Source organism: Magnetospirillum sp. XM-1 (assembly GCF_001511835.1).
Classification (GTDB): domain Bacteria; phylum Pseudomonadota; class Alphaproteobacteria; order Rhodospirillales; family Magnetospirillaceae; genus Phaeospirillum.
On sequence record NZ_LN997848.1, the window covers coordinates 4,048,484 to 4,064,937 of the forward strand.

The window sequence follows — 16,454 nt, forward strand, 5'->3', positions numbered from 1 at the left end:
CAGCGGCCAATGCCGCGAACTTCAGGAGAGCACCATGAATATCATGACCGCCGGTTCCGGCACCATTCCGAAAAAGTCCCGCCCCATCTCCACCGGTAATCGTTCCACCCGTGGTCGCCTCGACGACGGCGCCCCCAATCCGGTGGACGTCCACGTCGGCGGCCGTATGCGCCTGCGCCGCACCCTGCTGGGCATGAGCCAGGAGACGCTGGGCGAGAAGATCGGCCTGACCTTCCAGCAGGTGCAGAAGTACGAGCGCGGCGCCAACCGCATCGGGGCAAGCCGCCTGTTCGACCTGTCCCGCGTCCTCGACGTGCCGGTCTCCTACTTCTTCGACGACATGGCCGAGACGGTGCAGGACCAGAGCCCGGTCAACATCATCAAGGGCGGCGTCGTCCTGCCCGAGGCTGCCGCCGGTTTCGAGCCCAACCCCATGAACCGGCGGGAAACCCTGGAACTGGTGCGAGCCTACTACAACATCACCGACCCCAAGGTGCGCCAGCGCGTCTACGAGTTGGCCAAGGCCCTGGCCGCCGTCGCCGACTGACCACCACAGCCCCCGGCGTCGGGAACGGCGCCGGGGCCCCGTCCGAGGACCATCCGCATGACCATCGCCGCCACCATCCCCACCGGCCCCGCGCTGCGCCTCCACCTGATCGAGCTGCTGCTCCCCACCGCCGGCGCCGGCGTGATCGAGATGGCCGCCAAGGCCGAAGAGTTCGTGCTGTACCAGAGGTACTGTGTGCCCGCCGAAGCTACGGACGATCTCGCCGCCGATCTGGCCGAGGAGCGCCAGTGGGACGCCATCATCATGCCGGGCGACGAGCCCGATCCCGTCACGGAGACCGATCATGACCGCCCTGTCGAAACGCCCGTGGCGACATCCGACTCCGGCTCAACAGAGACGGGAGAGCGAGGAGGCCAACCGGCTGAAAGCGGCGACCTTCTCCGCGACGCCGACGCCGGAAATCCTGCGCATGGCGACAACGGAGAATCGGGCGACCCGTCGCCTGCGCAAGGCCCTGGCCAGGAAAGCCCCGCCCAAGACCTGACCCCGCCGCCTGCCCCGAGCCGCAAGGTGCCTCAGGGGCATGTCCAGTGGACCACGGAGCGCAAGGCCGAACTGCATCGCCTTTGCCAGCAAGGCCTGGAGGCCAAGGAGATCGAAGAGTGTATGGGGCTCAGGAACGGAAGTGCCTTCGCCAACGCCTACCGCTTCGGCTGGATCGATGAATGGCGTATCGCCCGCGAGCGCCGTCGGGACGGGCAGTCGGCCGAGGAGGCGCAACCCCAGCCCGAGCGCAATATCCCTGCCGGCCAGTCCTGGGCGCTGACCGGACACCGCACCATGGCCGAGGTGATGGCCGCCGAGACCGGAACCGAGGAGAAGGGCGTCGAACTGCAGTCGCCCCAGGTCGAGATCCGCACCGGCGACGACGATGTCGCCGCCATGGCCCTGGTGGTCGACCGCCCGGCCGCGCCCCCCCCCATGCCGCCATCGGAGGAACAGCGCCTGATCGAGGAACACATCAAGGCGAAGGGCGTCACCCACGCCGAGCCCGATTACGGCCCCGACCAGCCCGCCGTCGATGCGCTGCGCCGGTCCTACAACGACGTGGTGCGCTCCAATGACCCCAATTCGCCTTGGCTGATCAACGGCCAGCGCTGCACGACCAGTCTGCTGTGGAAACGCGCCAATGCTGATCGCAAGGCCCGGCGCGAAAAGCCCATCAAGCGGAAGGCCTGATCCATGACCCGGCTGCTCGATACCCTGCTGCGGCTCGACAACCTGGCGCGGATCGGCGCCAGGGCGTTGGGCGCCCGCTCTGCCTGCGGGCGCGAGCTGCAGCAGGCCGCTGCGGATCTGCGTCGCGATCTCGCACCCCTGGCGCTCCACCAGGAGGCCGAGCAGCCCGACCCCAAGACCGACCTGATGCGCGTCCTGGCGGCGGCCGAGGATGCAGGCCTCAGCTGGCCCGACATCCGGGACGCGCTGAACCGCTACCACGAAACCCGGACCAGGTGATGACCATGCCCACGCCCAAGCAGATGGCCGCCCAGAGCCGCCGCAACATCGACCACGCCATCAAGTCCCTGCGCTCCATCGCGCTGCGCTACGACGACGTGGACCAGTACATCGTCGGCGCCGCCGACCGCCATGCCGAGACCCTGGAAGGCTTCGCCCGCGAGATCGACGAGATCACCGCCGATTGCCTCACCGAGGCGGAGGACTGACATGACCGATCTCGACAAGATCCGCGCCCGTCTGCGGGCGCTGCAGGCCAAGACGGTGGAGGCCGGCTGCACCGAGGCCGAGGCCCTGGCCGCCGCCGAGAAGATGGCCGAGCTGCTTTCGGCCCACGGCCTGTCCGCCGACGACCTGGCGGCGCCCGAGTACTGCGAGCATTCCATCGGCCTGGGCCGCCGCTCGCCGCTCGACAAGGTGTGGATGGCGGTGGCCGTCTTCGCCGATTGCCGGGGCTATTACGTGCGCGACCGCAGTTCCTGGTCCTTCGCCTATTTCGGCCGCGCCCAGGACGTGCTGGTGGCCGACTACGTCCACCAGGTGCTGCGCGCCGCCTGCACCAAGGCCCTGTCGGCCTTCCGCGAAAGCGACACCTACCGCCGCCGGCGCAAGCCCTCCACCCGCAATCAGGCCGTCAAGGCGTTCCTGGAATCCCTGGCGGCCGGGCTGCACGACAAGCTGGAAAGGGGCTTGTGGCGCCGTTACGGCGGCCCCGAGGACGGGCCGCGTGCCCGCGCCCTGATCACCAATAACCAGGCCACCCTCAAATCTGTGCTGGAGGATCGGGGGCAGAAATTCCGCCCGGCCCGCGCCCTGGCCGATGCCAAGGGCGCCTTCCGCGACGACGCCAAGGCCTGCGGCCACCGCGCCGCCCGCGCCATCGATGTCAACGCCGGCGTCGCTGCCGGCAACAAGGTGGCGGGGGTGCTGGGATGATCAAATTTGCCCCGTCAACGAAAGGCACTGACTTGACTGAAGGCCTTTTCAGCCATCTCGAACATTTGAATGAGCATGGTGCTAAGCGCCTTTGCGGCGTCATTCGAAACGGCTACAGAGTTTATCGTCCTTTGCTGTTGGATCGCATAGAGATCAAGGCGAGCCATCAGTGCCAATACGGGATCACCAGCATCTCCGAGAAGGTACATGGAATCGAGGCGTTCGCTGATTTTTTGCGGACGACTGATGGTAAACTTCCCAAATTCCAGGAAGCGGTTGGCATCTCCAGATGCAACAATTTTGATGGAGGCGTTCTTCAGCTTTATCAGGCGATCATACAAATCTACGATCTCTGGAAGAATCGTGATCGCGATAACCCGCCCCCGCAGGAAGTCCTCCCGCTTTCGCTCCTCCTCGATCTTCTTGTGCTGCCACCACGGCACGACGATGGCGACCACCAAGGCCAGGAGTGTGCCAATCGCCTGAACCCAGGCCGCCACCTTCTCGGAATTGCAGATCGAGCCCACCGCCTGAACCCAGGCCGCCACCTTCTCGGAATCGCCGAAGGGAATGTAGTGGCCGAAGGTCAGACCGACCACGGCGCCCATGGCGATGCCGAACAGCATGAATTGGGTTTCCCGCACGGCAACCTCCCCTCTTCGTTGTGGGGATCGATACGCCATGCGCGGCCGGGAGGCAAGGCATGACAGCCACCCCCGCCCGCCGCGCCCTCAACGCCGCCGTCCATGCCGCCGCCAAGGCCAATGGCCTGGACGACGACGCCTATCGCGACATGCTGGAGGTCCAGACCGGCAAGCGCTCGGCCAAGGACTGCACCGACGCCCAGTTGCGCCAGGTACTCGATCACCTCAACGGCGTTGGCCGGGCCCCGGCCCCGGCCAACGCCGCCCGGTCGCCCCACGCCAAGCTGGCCCGCGCCCTGTGGATCTCACTCCATAACCTGGGCGAGGTCTCCGACCCCCGCGAATCGGCGCTGCGCCAGTTCGTCCAGCGCCAGCATGGTGTCACCGATCTGCGCTTCGTCCGCGCCGACCAGGCCGCCCCGGTGATCGAGGGTCTGAGGGCCTGGGCGACACGGGCCGGGGTGCGCTGGGCCGATTTCGACAAGCTGGAACCGGCCTTCAAGGGCCGCCGCGCCGTCCTGGCCGCCCAATGGCGCATCCTGGACGCCGCCGGCGCCGCCCCCGCCCATGACATGGCTGCCCACGCCTACGGCCTGATCCGGGTGGCGTCGCTGCATTTCTGCACCACCGCCCAGCTGGACAAACTGCTCACCGACCTCGGCGCCCGCGTGCGCAGTCTGAAGGAGAGATGAAATGCCGCATGAAAGGTTCATCGGGAAGCTGCCCGCGAAAGCCAAGGGATGCCGCTGGGAAATGTGGTCAGGGTCATCGGAATCAGCGAGACGCTGTTCGTCTTCGATGCGGAAATGCCGGTCGGCAATGGTTCTGACCTCACCGAGCCGGCACGCCGGGCCCTGGCCGAGCACATGATTTCCCTATGGACACGGTTCCGGGACGAAACGCCCGAACCTTATGAATGCCCCGCTCCCCCGGCGGCAAACTGAAGGAAACAAGGCGATGCGTATGAACCAAAGATTCCTTTTCGCCGCTGGCGCTCTCGGGGCTCTGGCTGCGTCTCAGTCCTTCGTCATTTCCCGCCCCCAGTCGAGTGAGCAGGAGGCCCCCGAAAAGCGGGTCGATGTGGTTGTGCCTCGGAACGAGCCCCGGTCTCCCCACAGCGGCGAGCGCGAGAGGCAGCGGCGGCTGCGGCAGATGGCCAAGGCCGCCGCCAAACGCAACGGTGATATCTGAAGTTGAGGAGCAGGACGATGAGTGATGAAAACAGCATCGCTGACCGTCTTCGCGCCATCGTGCGCGGCATGGGTGGCCTGGACGAGGCCGAGGAAATCACCCTCTTGTCCGACGCGCTGGCCGAGATTGATCGTCTGCGTACGGCCTTGGAGGAAGCCGCCGCGAGCCTGGAGGCGTTGGCCCGCGATGCCGGCAAGCGCGGCACGCTCTTGGAAGATCGTCTCCAGATCGTCGGCTACGCGGCCAATCGCGCCAGGGCCGCCCGGAAGGTGTTGGCCGAAACCACCAAGGGAGAATGACCATGAGTGAACCCGGAACCTTCGTTGGCGGCTTCGACAACAACGCCGCTCCCGGCGCCGAACGCTATTGGGAAGGCCGGTGGCGTGAGGAGAAGGCCGAGAACGGCCGTCTGCGCGATCTCCTGTCCGAGGTTTCTGGCGGAGAACGCCCTGAGATGGGGTGGGACGATTGGCACCGCCGGGTCCGCATCGCCTTGAAAGGCCGTTGAATGACCGCCCCGTCGTCCAATTCTGCCAACGACCTCTTCACCGGCATCCTGGCCGAGATCGCCGAGGTGGCCGGCACCGCCGCCGCCCTCCAGCTCGCCCATGCCAAGGGCGGGCTGGAGCGGGTCTACATCCCCCGGCCCGACAACCTGGCGCCCGGGCACTGGCTGGTCGACCTGGTGGGCATGGAGGCGGCGCTGGCCATCGCCGGGCGCCTGGGCGGCGGCCATGTGGAGATCCCGCTGGGTCCCAGCGCCGGGCGGGTTCGGCAGTGGCGGATCATGCGGGCCGCCCTGGCGGCGGGCAAGTCCGGCGCCGCCGCCGCCCGGGCCGCCGGCCTGCACCAGCGCACCGTAAGGCGCCACCGCAACGGCCATTCCGGCAATGATGGCGGCGACGACGGGCAGGGGCGCCTGTTCTGATCATCGCCGCCCCCATAGCGCCAGACCCAGCATGAACATGAACGGGGCCAGATGAAGGTCGATGGACTGGATGTTGAAGACGAGTTGAATGGTCATGGGTCACCCCTGGAGGTTTAAGGTGACTCCTCCTATTGACGCGTTTACAGCCGAAGGCACCAACATCATCGAAGAATGGATCGGGTTTGCAGCCGGATTGCATTCACCGCCGACCATCGGCATAGTCTCCTGAACCGGGTAGCCCCCGGCCCGGACATCTGTCCCCCCTCCCGACCCTTGCCGCCGCCTCTACCTTCGACGACGTCATCACCGTCTCGGGGGTCCCCACATGTTTGACGATTTCGCCGTCATGGCGGCGCTGCTGCGGTTGGGCTACGGCGTCCTCGGCATCCTGGCCGTGATCGGGCTGTCCACCTGGCTGGATCAGCGGGCCGGCCGCACCTTCGCGCAGACCATGGAGCAGATGGCCAGGAGCCCCGACGCCCTGTCCAGGTATTACGGCCTGCGCATCCTGGGCCTGTGCATCCTGGTCGGCATGCTGATGGGCTGCTCCTCCGCCTCGGCTGGGCCGGTCTTCCCGACCTCCTATGATGCCGAGATCCATCGCTCCGTGAAGACCTACTGGCCCGACTATCCCCGCCCCATGGCGTGGAAGGCCCAGCTGTACCAGGAATCCCGCCTCGATCCCCGCGCCGTCTCCCCGGTGGGCGCCGCCGGCCTGGCCCAGATGATGCCCGCCACCTGGGACCAGCTGACCCGCGAGCTGCGCCTGGGCGCGGTGTCCCCCCACGCCCCCATCGCCATCGAGGCGGGCGCCTATTACATGGCCCGGCTGCGCCAGATCTGGCGCGGCGGCCGTGATCCTGCCGACCGCCAGCCCCTGGCCCAGGCCAGCTACAACGCCGGGGCGGGCAATATCATCAACGCCCAGAAGGTCTGCGGCGGCGCTCGGCTGTGGGCCGTGATTGCCCCTTGCCTGGGCCATGTGACCGGCCGCCACGCGACCGAGACCCTGACCTATGTGGACCGCATCGCCCGCTATCAGGCGCAGATGGAGGTCGGGCTGTGAATCGTCTGGCCTGGGTCGCCTTCGCGCTGGCCGTCATCGGCGGGGCGGCCGTCTCGGGCGCCCTGGTCCACTCCTACGACCGCGCCCAGCACGACAAGGCCATCGCCGATCTGCGGGCCGATGCAGCCACCACCCTGGCCGACCAGACCGAAATCGTCCTGCGCCAGATGCAGGACCAGATCGACCGGTACACCAAGCTGGAGAACGATTATGCCCACCTCTCCCAGGACACCGCCCGCGCCCAGGCTGATAGCGTTCGCCTGTCTGCTGATCTCGCTGCTGCTGAGCAGCGCCTGCTCCAGCCCGTCCGAGCCGGTGGGGGCGGTGGTGGTAGCGCCCCGACCCAAACCACTGCCGGCGCCGACCGCTGTCAGGATGTACGAGCCGCCCTCGGTCGGGCCCTTGGCGCGGTGGCAGTCCTCCGTGCTGGAGGCGACGAAGCTGCTCAACTCGGACAGGACGCCGTAGACGTGGCGACCATCGCCGCCCGCGCCGCCCAGGACGCCGCCCGCGCCCCGGAGGCCGCGCCGTGAGCGATATCATGGACAAGGGGGGGCGATGATGGACGCGTTTTTGAACTGGTGGCCGGTCTTGCTCGTCATCGTCCAGGGTGTCTTGGCCTGGGTGCTGTGGTCCATGCGCCATCAATTCGTGCTTCAAGACGAATTCGAGAGCTACAAGACCGACCACGACACCGATCACGGGGAAATTGACGCCAAGTTGGCGGCGGGCAAAAACCAATTCACCCGCATTGAAAGCGAATTGAAGCACCTGCCGAATCGCGGGGACATCGACGAACTCAAAGCCCAACTCCACCAGGTGGACAAGGGACTAGTGAGGCTTACCGGCTCAGTCAACGTGGTAGCCGCCAAGCTGGGCGCCGTCGAGAAGCCGGTGGACCTGATGATGCGCCATGCAATTGAGGACGATAACTGATGGCCAGCTTTGCCGAGACCGTGGCGGCCAGCCGCCGCACCTTCATGCTGCGCCTGCTGGTGACGCTTGGGTCCAGCGCCAATGAATCGGTGATCGCCAGCGCCACCACCCAGGGCGGCTTCGGCCAAGCCACCCGTGACGACATCCGCAAGGATCTCGATCTGCTGAAGGCGCGGGGCTGCACCACCGAGGAATGGTTCGACAACGTGGTGCGGGTGGTGACCATTACCGAGCGGGGCGAGGACGCCGCCCATGGCCGCATCGACGTCGCGGGCGTCGAACGCTCGACCTGGCGCCGCTGATCCATGTCCCGCCGCAATCGCCCCTCCAAGGTCGACCAACTGCCGCCGGAAGTGCGCGAGCTGATCGCCGAACTGCGGCAGACGCACGGCTGGAGCATCGACCAGATCCTCGTCGTGCTGCGGGATCTGGCCGCCGGCCGGCAGCCCAGCCTGCCCGGGGCGCTGCCGCCGGAACTGGCCGTCCCGCCGGTCATCGATCCCGACCTGGTGCCGAGCCGGGGACGATTGGGCGCCCATATCCAGGGCCTGTCGCAACTGGCCGAGAAGCTGCAGCGGTCGCGCTCCATCGCCGAAGCCCTGGTGCGGCGCACGGGCGAAAAGGAAAGCCGTCTCACCGCGCTGAATGTCGAGTTGATGCACTCGGTGGTCACCGACCTGGTGCTGGCAGCCGAATCCGGCCAGCTGGCGCCCGCCGATCCCGAGGGTGAGAACGGGGCCCTGCCTGTCCCGGTGCTCCAGGACCCCGCCAAGGTGATGTTCCTGGCCAAGGCCCTCGACCACTTGGCCAGCGCCGCCAAGAAGGACTCCGACATGGTCCTCAAGACCCGCCAGGAGATGGCCAGGCTGGCTGCCCAGAAGGTAGACAAGGCGGTGAAGGACGCCACCAAGGCCGGTGAAAAGGGCCTGTCGGCCGAGCGCATCTCCCAGCTACGGCGCGAGCTGGCGGGGATGGCGTGATGCAGATCTTGATCGCCATGGCTCAGGTCTTGCCGATTATGGGTCTATGGATCGCGGCCTGCCTGACCGGACGCTCGGCCTTTCTGGTGGGAATTCCGCCGCTGGTCGCCTTCTGGCTTTGGCAGGGGGCTTAAATGGCCGTTGAATGGGTGCCGCCCAAATCCCTGATCGACGATCTGTGGGGCACCTCGGCGCTTTCCACCTACGACCCGCTGGCCGACGGCCTGTTGATGGCCCACCAGAAGGCCTGGTGCGAAGACACGTCCGATCTCAAGATCGGCGAGAAGGGCCGCCGCACCGGCATCACCTGGGGCGAAGCCTTCGATTCCGTCACCGCCGCCATGGCGGCCAAGTCGGCCGGCGGCGACGACACCTGGTATATCGGCGACACCAAGGAAAAGGGCCGCGAGTTCATCAAGACCTGCGCCGGCATGGCCCAGGCCATCGCCGGCGAGCTGCTGGAGGTCGAGGAGTTCGTCTTCGAGGACGTGACGGTCGATGAGCGCGGCGAGGTCAAGACCTCCCAGATCGCTGCCTTCCGCGTCACCTTCGCCAGTGGGCACCGCATTTCCGCCCTGTCGTCCAATCCGGCCAATATCCGTGGTCTGCAAGGCCGCGTGGTGATCGATGAGGCGGCGTTTCACCGCGACGTGGCCGCCGTCCTGGACGCCTGCCTGGCCCTGCTGATCTGGGGTGGCAAGATCCGCATCATCTCCACCCACAACGGCAACACCAACGCCTTCAACGACCTGATCAAGGAGGTGCGCGCCGGCAAGCGCACCGCCAGTATCCATCGGGTCACCTTCGACGACGCGGTGGCCAACGGCCTTTATGAGCGCATGTGCGCCGTCACCGGCCGCGCCATGAGCCCCCAGGACAAGGCGGCCTGGTATGCCGGCATCCGCAACGCCTATGGCTCACGCACCGAGGCCATGCGGGAAGAACTGGACGCCGTGCCCCGCGAAGGCGACGGCACCATGTTGGCCCTGGCGCTGATCGAGGCCGCCCAGCGGCAGGCTTACCGCCTGGTGCGGTGGGAACCGCCGGAGCCGGCCGGCGGCCTGGAATTCGTCGACTGGCCCGAGCAGCTGCGCCGCGCCCACATGGATCTGTGGATCAAGGAGCACGTCGTCCCCGAGCTGGAGAAGTTCCCCGCCTGGGCGCTGGGCGCGCTGGGCGGCGATTTCGCCATGCGCCAGGACCGCGCCGCCTATGCCGTCGGCTTCACCGACCATGCTCTGCACCGCCATGTGCCGCTGATCGTCGAGCTGTGCCAATGTCCCTATGACCAGCAGAAGCAGCTGCTGTTCTTCATCGGAACCTGGTTGCGCCAGCACCGCCGGCTCCAGGGCGGCGTGCTGGACGCCAACGGCAACGGCATGGTCCTGGCCCAGGAAGCGCGGCAGAAATTCGGGCCCGAAAGCATCGTCGAGCTGATGCCGTCGGACGCTTGGGCACGCGAGATGACGCCCAAATTCTCGGCCGCCTTTGCCGACAAGACCATCCACGTGCCTGCCCATCTCGACGTGCGCGGAGATCTCCACCAGTTCCGCATCGTCAACGGCGTCGGAAAGATTCCCAAGGACGTCCGCACCGAGGGCACCGATGGCGGCAAGCGCCACGCCGATACAGCCGTGGCCCTGCTGAACTTCTACGCCGCCACCTTCGGCGAGGTGGTCGACTACGGCTACCAGTCGGCCCGGGCCGAAGCCGAGGGCAGGGGCGCCGATCACGACGATGACGACGGCCGCTTCGGCCAAGGAGCATTTTGATGGTCAAGTCCAGCCTGGTCGATCAATACGGCCGCCCCATCGAGTACGGCCGCCTGACCGAGGAGGAATCCGGCCCGACCCTCGCCGGCGTCCGCCAGATCCTCTCGGACCACCCGTCCTCCGGCCTGACGCCCCGGCGCCTGGCCTCCCTCCTGATCGCCGCCGAGCAGGGCGACGCCGATGCCTACCTGGAACTGGCCGAGGACATGGAGGAGAAGGACCTCCATTACCGCGCCGTGCTGGGCACGCGCAAGCTGCAGGTGTCGCAGCTCCCCATCACGGTGGAGGCCGCCAGCGACGACGCGGCCGACCAAAAGATGGCCGACCTGGTGCGCGAACACCTGGTGGAGTCCGGGGTAGTCGAGGACTACCTGTTCGACATGCTGGACGCGGTGGGCAAGGGCTATTCGGTGGGCGAGATCATCTGGCGCACCGATGGCGGAATCTGGCGCCCGGCCCGCGTCGAATGGCGCGACCCCCGCTGGTTCGAATTCGACCGCCGGGACGGCCGCACCCTGCTGCTGAAGGGTGGCGCCGCCGGTATCGGCATGCCCGAACCCCTGAAGCCCTTCGGCTACGTGGTGCATTGCCACCGGACCAAGTCCGGCCTGCCCGTCCGTGGCGGCCTGGCCCGAGCGGTGGCCTGGATGTACCTGTTCAAGAATTTCGACATCAAGTCGTGGGTCGAGTTCCTGGAGGTGTTCGGCCAGCCGGTGCGCATCGGCAAGTACCATGCCGGCGCCTCGGATGCCGACAAGGCGATCCTGCTGCGCGCCGTACGTTCCATCGCCCGCGACGTAGCCGCCATCATCCCCGATTCCATGGCCATGGAACTGGTCGAGGCGAAGATCTCCGGCACCATCACGGTGCAGAAGGAATTCGCCGAGTTCGCCGATTCCCAGGTGTCCAAGGCGGTTCTGGGCCAGACCGGCACCACCGACGTGGGCCAGCATGTGGGCACCGCCAAGGCCCACGACAAGGTCAAGGACGACATCGAGCGCGACGACGCCCGCCAGGGCAGCAACACCGTCAACGACGGCCTGGTGCGCCCGCTGATCGACCTCAACAAGGGGCCTCAAGAGCGCTATCCCCGCCTGCGCATCCGCCGCCCCGACGCCGTCGACACCAAGCTGTTCATGGCCAACGTCAAGACCTTCGTCGACCTGGGCGGCAAGGTCGAGGCCTCGGTGGTGCGCGATCGCCTGGGCCTGCCCGATCCCCCCGAAGGCAAGGGTGTCGAGCTGCTGCAGCCCAGCCGCTCCGGCCCGGCGCCGGCGGAACCAATCACCGATCCCGTGTCCACCCAGTCGCAGGAGGTGGCGATACGCCCGGCCGACGCCCTGGATCATCTGGCCGAGGCCGCCCTGGCAGATTGGGAGCCGATGATGATTGCAGCGATCTCGCCGGTCGAGCGGCTGCTGGCCGAATGCGCCACGCCTGAGGAGTTCAAGCGCCGCCTGCCCGAGATCATCGGCGCCATGGATGTGGACCAGCTCGCCGAGACGCTGGCCAAGGCCTGCTTCGCGGCGCGCGCCGCCGGCGAGGCCGAGGCGGAGATCGGCTAGGTGGCCACGCCCGCGCCCGTCGATCTCAGGCCGCTGCCGCCCACCGAGGCGCTGCGCTATCTGCGCTCCAAGGGATACAAGACGGGCTTCGCCTGGCAGGACGTCTGGCAGGGCGAGCATGCCCGGGCCTTCACCGTGGCCAAGGCCATGCGCCTCGACATCCTGGCCGACATCCGCGAAGCCCTGGACAAGGCCCTGGCCGACGGCACCACCTTCGAGCAGTTCAAGCGCGAGCTGAAGCCGGTCCTGCAGGCCAAGGGATGGTGGGGCAGGAAGGAGATGGCCGACCCCGCCACCGGCGAGATCTCCAAGGTCCAACTGGGCAGCCCGCGCCGGCTGGCCATCATCTTCGACGCCAACATCCGCACCGCCCACGCCGCCGGCGACTGGGCCAAGATCGAGCGGGTCAAGGCTGACCGCCCCTTCCTCATGTACGACGCGGTGCTGGACCGCCGCACCCGCCCCCAGCACCGGAGCTGGAGCGGCACCGTGCTTCCGGTGGACGATCCCTGGTGGGACACCCACTACACGCCCAACGGCTGGCGCTGCCGCTGCCGCGTCCGCCAGCTGGGCTATCGCGACCTCGCCCGCTATGGCCTGCAGGTCGCCGACAAGGCGCCGAAGATCGAGATGAAGCCCTGGTTCAACCAGCGCACCGGCAAGACCGAATGGGTGGCGGAGGGCATCGATCCCGGCTGGGGCTACAACGTCGGCAAGGAGCACATGCGCTCCCTGGTGCCGCCGCCGGCGTCGGGGGCCTTGCCGGTTCCCGCCATCAATCCGCCGGCCGACACGCCCATGCCGGCGCCGCGCCCCTTCTCTCCCAGCCGCCTGCTGCCAGGGGCGGGCACGCCCGGCGCCCTGACCGAGGAGGGGTATGTGGAACGCTTCCTGGCCGAGTTCGGCGCCGAGAAGGGCCCAAAGGTCATCACCGACAAGATCGGCGATCCCGTGGTGATCGGCCGCCGGCTGTTCCAGCAGGCCGACGGCAGCCTGAAGGTCACCAAGCGTGGGCGGGAAAAGACCCTTCTGGCGCTTGCCGACGCGTTGAAGGACCCCGACGAGATCTGGTGGCAGTGGGAGCAGAACAAGAAAACCGGCCGCTGGTTCCTGGCCAAGCGCTACCTGGCCCGCTTCGATGTGGACGGCAAGGGCACGCCGGCGCTGCTGTCCTTCTCCGTGGGCGAGGACGGCTGGGAAGGCGCTACCGCCTTCTCGCCCACCGCCGCCAACCTGGCCAACCAGCGGCGCGGCACGCTCGCCTACCGGCGGCCGGCCCCATGAGCCGGAAATGAGAAAGGCCCGCCAATCCACCGGCGGGCCTGTCGTCGAGGGGAGCGGAGGGCCGGGTGGACGGCCTGCCCCTCAACGCCACCATTATCGCGCCGTCTTCCTCCGAATTCAAGCGGGGCCGTTTAAGGCCCATCCACGCCCGGGACGCCCACATCCCCGTCCGAAATCATTGAACGCCGTTTTGAACGCCCGCAGGCGGAACGCGGGGCCTCTTGCGCGCCGGGCGCGGGCGGTGCATGCTCCGCCATCTCCCCACCATCGCCATCGCTGACTCTCGACCGGACACTTGTCCGGGTTATGGGCCCGCCTGCCCCCGTCTACCGTTCCCGCTCACAGTAAACGAGCCGGATCGACATGGCCGACAAGGGGACCTCTCATGTGACGGACGAACAGGGCATCGCGCTGGCCACCGCCGGCGCGACCTCCCTGGGCGAAAGCGACGTGGTCGTCGCCTCGGCCGGCCTTGAGCTGCCGGGCGGCGCCCCCGAATGGGTCAAGCTGCTCCCCTACGGCACCTTCGCGGGCCGCGACGGTCGTGGTCCCTATACCCTGTCCGGGCCCGACCATGCGGCCCAGGTGATCGCCGCCTCGACCGCCTACCAGAAGGGCGCCGATCTTCCCTTCGATTACGAGCACCAGGCCCAGCTGGCCGCCAAGAACGGCCAGCCGGTCATCGCGTCCGGCTGGGGCAAGGCCCTGGAGGCCCGCCCCGACGGCCTTTACGCCCGCATTGACTGGACCGAAACCGCCGCCGCCCGTCTGGCGGCCAAGGAATGCCGGTACATCAGCCCGGCCTTTACCCATGACCCCCAAGGCCGGGTGCTGCGCATCGTCGGCGGCGGCCTGGTGGCCATGCCCAATCTGGAAATCCCGGCGCTGGCCCATCAGGACCCCGCCGGTCAACAAGGAGAGTCCATGGACCCCATCCTCAAGGCGCTGCTCGATGCGCTCGGCCTGGCCGCCGGCACCACGCCGGAAGCCGTCGCCGCCCATGCCCAGAAGATGATCGCCGGCCACAAGGCCGCCATCAAGCTCCTGGGCCTGCCCGAAACCTCCACCCCGGAGCAGGTGGCCACCGCCGCCCAGGTCGCCATCGCCGGCCTGGCCAAGACCATCGGCATCGAGGGTGACGTCACCATCGTCACCCTGGCCACCGCCGCCCAGCAGCTGGCCGACAAGGCCAAGTCGGCCGGTACGGTCGACCTGACTGCGTTCGTCCCCATGGCGGTGCATGTGGCCGTGGCCAGCCAACTGGCCGAGCTGCAGGGCAAGGTGTCCACCACCGATGCCGAGCGCGAGGTCAATGACGCCGTCAAGGCCGGCAAGCTCACCCCGGCCATGAAGGAATGGGGCTTGGCCCTGGCGTCCCAGTCCCTGGACGCCTTCAAGGCCTATATCGCCAAGGCCCCGGTGCTGGTGGCCACCGCCGGCCAGACCGCCATCACGGCCCCGCCGCCGGCCACCGCCACCGGCGCTCAGGCGCTGTCCGCCGACGAACTGGCGGTGGCCAACCAGCTGGGCCTGACCGCCGAGCAGTTCGCCAAGGAAAAGGAGAACACGTAGATGGCCGCTCTGAACCAGGGGCGGATGACGCCCGAGCGTAGCGGCGAGACCCGCACCGTGCAGGTCGACGCCAACGTCAAGATCTTCGAAGGCGCCCTGGTGGTGCTGGCCGCCGGCTTCGCCAAGCCGGGAGCCACCGCCACCGGCCTGGTGGCCATCGGCCGGGCCGAGGAGATGGCGGACAATACCGGCGGCGCCCAGGGCGCCATGGCGCTGCGCGTTCGCCCCGGCATCTTCCGCTTCGACAATTCCGCCGCCGGCGACGCCATCACCGCCGCCGAGATCGGCAGCGATTGCTATGTCGTCGACGACCACACCGTCGCCAAGACCAGCGCCACCAACGCCCGCTCGGTGGCGGGCGAGGTGTTCGACGTCGACGCTCAGGGCGTCTGGGTCAAGTTCAAGTAGGGGAAACCAGATGATCATCAACGGCACCAACCTCCGCTCGCTGTACGTCGGGTTCAAGGCCTCTTTCCAGGGCGGCCTCGACGGTACGGTGACGCACTACAAGTCCGTCGCCATGACCGTGCCCTCCTCCAACCGCGAGGAGGATTACGGCTGGCTCGGCAAGTTCCCGCGCATGCGCGAGTGGCTGGGCGACCGCGTGGTCCACGGCGTCAGCGCCCACGGCTACACCATCAAGAACAAGCCGTTCGAGCTGACCATCGGCGTGGGCAAGGAAGACATCGAGGACGACAACCTCGGCATCTACGCGCCCCTGTTCAAGGGCATGGGCGAGTCGGTGGCGGCCCATCCCGACGAACTGGTGTTCGACCAGGTCAAGGCCGGCTTCAGCACCCCCTGCTACGACAAACAGTACTTCTTCGACACCGACCACCCCGTGCTCGACGCCAACGGCCAGGTCATCTCGGTGGCCAACACCGACGGTGGGGCCGGCACGCCCTGGTTCCTGATGGACCTGTCCCGCTCGGTCAAGCCGGTGATCTACCAGGAGCGCAAGAAGCCCAACTTCGTCCCCAAGGACAAGGAGACGGACGACAACGTCTTCGACCGCAAGGAATACGTCTACGGCGTCGATTCCCGCGACAACGTCGGCTACGGCCTGTGGCAGCTGGCCTGGGGGTCCAAGCAGACCCTGGACAAGGCCCACTACAAGACCGCCCGCGAGGCCATGATGGGCATGAAGGGCGATCACGGCCGCCCGCTTGGCATCCGCCCGACCCATCTGGTCGTTCCGCCCGCGCTGGAGGGGGCTGCGCTGGAGATCCTCAATGCCGAACGCGACGCGGCCGGTGCCACCAACGTCTACAAGGGCACGGCCGAGCTGATCGTCTGCCCGTGGCTCGCTTAAGGAGACGCCCCATGAAGATGATCCGCGTGCTGTCCAAGGTCGATGGCTTCCGCCGTGGCGGTCGCGCCTGGACCGGTTCCACCACCGTTCCCGCCTCCGAGTTCACCAGGGACCAGGTCAAGGCCCTGGCGGCCGAGGACAATCTGGTGGTCGACGAGTTCGACGCGCCCGATCCCGACGCCAATTCCGGCAAGTCCACCGGCAAGAACAAGGCCGGCGACACCGATCCGCCCAAGTAATCC

Annotated in this window: 24 protein-coding genes; 23 read left to right on the forward strand and 1 reads right to left on the reverse strand. The window is 67.6% G+C overall.

Annotation, left to right across the window (positions count from 1 at the left end; all coding sequences use genetic code 11):
• Nucleotides 1-43 precede the first annotated feature (43 nt).
• Genes XM1_RS18670 through XM1_RS18690 form a run of 5 tightly spaced genes read left to right on the forward strand, consistent with a single transcriptional unit; the run spans nt 44 to nt 2,962 of the window.
• On the forward strand, nt 44-547 hold the full coding sequence (locus tag XM1_RS18670) for a helix-turn-helix domain-containing protein (RefSeq protein WP_231920803.1): 504 nt from the start codon (nt 44-46) through the stop codon (nt 545-547).
• 57 nt (nt 548-604) lie between these two features.
• Nucleotides 605-1,747, forward strand: coding sequence for a hypothetical protein (locus tag XM1_RS18675; protein WP_068436141.1), 1,143 nt, complete (start codon nt 605-607; stop codon nt 1,745-1,747).
• A 3-nt stretch (nt 1,748-1,750) separates the two neighbouring features.
• Nucleotides 1,751-2,026 carry a hypothetical protein gene (locus tag XM1_RS18680; protein WP_068436142.1) on the forward strand — a complete coding sequence of 92 codons (276 nt, stop codon included), beginning with the start codon at nt 1,751-1,753 and terminating at the stop codon, nt 2,024-2,026.
• A gap of 5 nt (nt 2,027-2,031) precedes the next feature.
• Nucleotides 2,032-2,235, forward strand: a complete 204-nt coding sequence (locus XM1_RS18685; protein ID WP_156428791.1) for a hypothetical protein — start codon at nt 2,032-2,034, stop codon at nt 2,233-2,235.
• A gap of 1 nt (nt 2,236) precedes the next feature.
• Entirely contained in the window at nt 2,237-2,962 is a 726-nt protein-coding gene (locus tag XM1_RS18690) for a DUF2786 domain-containing protein (RefSeq protein WP_068436145.1), read from the forward strand.
• A gap of 14 nt (nt 2,963-2,976) precedes the next feature.
• Here the strand turns inward: XM1_RS18690 and XM1_RS18695 are convergent, their stop codons facing one another.
• A complete protein-coding gene (locus tag XM1_RS18695) occupies nt 2,977-3,588 on the reverse strand; it encodes a hypothetical protein (protein ID WP_068436147.1) in 612 nt (203 codons plus the stop codon).
• Nucleotides 3,589-3,665: 77 nt separating this feature from the next.
• On the opposite strand from XM1_RS18695, the gene XM1_RS18700 reads away from it, so the two are divergent.
• The 18 genes from XM1_RS18700 (at nt 3,666) to XM1_RS18785 (ending at nt 16,451) form a co-directional block, all read left to right on the forward strand.
• Complete coding sequence (locus XM1_RS18700) at nt 3,666-4,298, forward strand: regulatory protein GemA (RefSeq protein ID WP_068436149.1); 633 nt, start codon at nt 3,666-3,668, stop codon at nt 4,296-4,298.
• 48 nt (nt 4,299-4,346) lie between these two features.
• Nucleotides 4,347-4,550 (forward strand): hypothetical protein, encoded by a 204-nt coding sequence (locus XM1_RS18705; RefSeq protein WP_068436150.1) that lies wholly within the window; start codon nt 4,347-4,349, stop codon nt 4,548-4,550.
• A 264-nt stretch (nt 4,551-4,814) separates the two neighbouring features.
• Nucleotides 4,815-5,096 carry a hypothetical protein gene (locus XM1_RS18715; protein ID WP_068436154.1) on the forward strand — a complete coding sequence of 94 codons (282 nt, stop codon included), beginning with the start codon at nt 4,815-4,817 and terminating at the stop codon, nt 5,094-5,096.
• 2 nt (nt 5,097-5,098) lie between these two features.
• Nucleotides 5,099-5,305: a hypothetical protein gene (locus tag XM1_RS18720; RefSeq protein WP_068436155.1), complete on the forward strand. Its 207-nt coding sequence runs from the start codon at nt 5,099-5,101 to the stop codon at nt 5,303-5,305.
• Entirely contained in the window at nt 5,306-5,725 is a 420-nt protein-coding gene (locus XM1_RS18725; RefSeq protein WP_068436157.1) for a hypothetical protein, read from the forward strand.
• Nucleotides 5,726-6,050: 325 nt separating this feature from the next.
• Nucleotides 6,051-6,791 carry a transglycosylase SLT domain-containing protein gene (locus XM1_RS18730; RefSeq protein ID WP_068436159.1) on the forward strand — a complete coding sequence of 247 codons (741 nt, stop codon included), beginning with the start codon at nt 6,051-6,053 and terminating at the stop codon, nt 6,789-6,791.
• Entirely contained in the window at nt 6,788-7,324 is a 537-nt protein-coding gene (locus tag XM1_RS18735; protein ID WP_068436161.1) for a hypothetical protein, read from the forward strand. The genes XM1_RS18730 and XM1_RS18735 overlap by 4 nt, the downstream gene beginning before the upstream one ends.
• A 25-nt stretch (nt 7,325-7,349) precedes the next feature.
• The gene (locus tag XM1_RS18740) at nt 7,350-7,727 is read left to right on the forward strand and encodes a hypothetical protein (RefSeq protein WP_068436162.1); all 378 of its coding nucleotides are present in this window, start codon (nt 7,350-7,352) and stop codon (nt 7,725-7,727) included.
• Nucleotides 7,727-8,029 (forward strand): hypothetical protein, encoded by a 303-nt coding sequence (locus tag XM1_RS18745; RefSeq protein WP_068436163.1) that lies wholly within the window; start codon nt 7,727-7,729, stop codon nt 8,027-8,029. The genes XM1_RS18740 and XM1_RS18745 overlap by 1 nt, the downstream gene beginning before the upstream one ends.
• Before the next feature lie 3 nt (nt 8,030-8,032).
• Complete coding sequence (locus XM1_RS18750) at nt 8,033-8,707, forward strand: phage protein Gp27 family protein (RefSeq protein ID WP_068436165.1); 675 nt, start codon at nt 8,033-8,035, stop codon at nt 8,705-8,707.
• Complete coding sequence (locus XM1_RS25170) at nt 8,707-8,841, forward strand: hypothetical protein (RefSeq protein ID WP_255360604.1); 135 nt, start codon at nt 8,707-8,709, stop codon at nt 8,839-8,841. The genes XM1_RS18750 and XM1_RS25170 overlap by 1 nt, the downstream gene beginning before the upstream one ends.
• Nucleotides 8,842-10,479: a hypothetical protein gene (locus XM1_RS18755; RefSeq protein WP_068436169.1), complete on the forward strand. Its 1,638-nt coding sequence runs from the start codon at nt 8,842-8,844 to the stop codon at nt 10,477-10,479. It abuts the gene before it with no gap.
• Nucleotides 10,479-12,044: a DUF935 domain-containing protein gene (locus tag XM1_RS18760; RefSeq protein ID WP_068436171.1), complete on the forward strand. Its 1,566-nt coding sequence runs from the start codon at nt 10,479-10,481 to the stop codon at nt 12,042-12,044. The genes XM1_RS18755 and XM1_RS18760 overlap by 1 nt, the downstream gene beginning before the upstream one ends.
• Nucleotides 12,045-13,328: a PBECR2 nuclease fold domain-containing protein gene (locus XM1_RS18765; protein WP_068436173.1), complete on the forward strand. Its 1,284-nt coding sequence runs from the start codon at nt 12,045-12,047 to the stop codon at nt 13,326-13,328.
• Nucleotides 13,329-13,715: 387 nt separating this feature from the next.
• Nucleotides 13,716-14,900, forward strand: a complete 1,185-nt coding sequence (locus tag XM1_RS18770) for a phage protease (RefSeq protein ID WP_172821941.1) — start codon at nt 13,716-13,718, stop codon at nt 14,898-14,900.
• Nucleotides 14,901-15,308, forward strand: coding sequence for a hypothetical protein (locus tag XM1_RS18775; RefSeq protein WP_068436176.1), 408 nt, complete (start codon nt 14,901-14,903; stop codon nt 15,306-15,308).
• Between the two features lie 10 nt (nt 15,309-15,318).
• Entirely contained in the window at nt 15,319-16,212 is an 894-nt protein-coding gene (locus XM1_RS18780) for a Mu-like prophage major head subunit gpT family protein (RefSeq protein WP_068436178.1), read from the forward strand.
• Nucleotides 16,213-16,223: 11 nt separating this feature from the next.
• Entirely contained in the window at nt 16,224-16,451 is a 228-nt protein-coding gene (locus XM1_RS18785; protein ID WP_068436180.1) for an HI1506-related protein, read from the forward strand.
• Nucleotides 16,452-16,454: the final 3 nt, after the last annotated feature.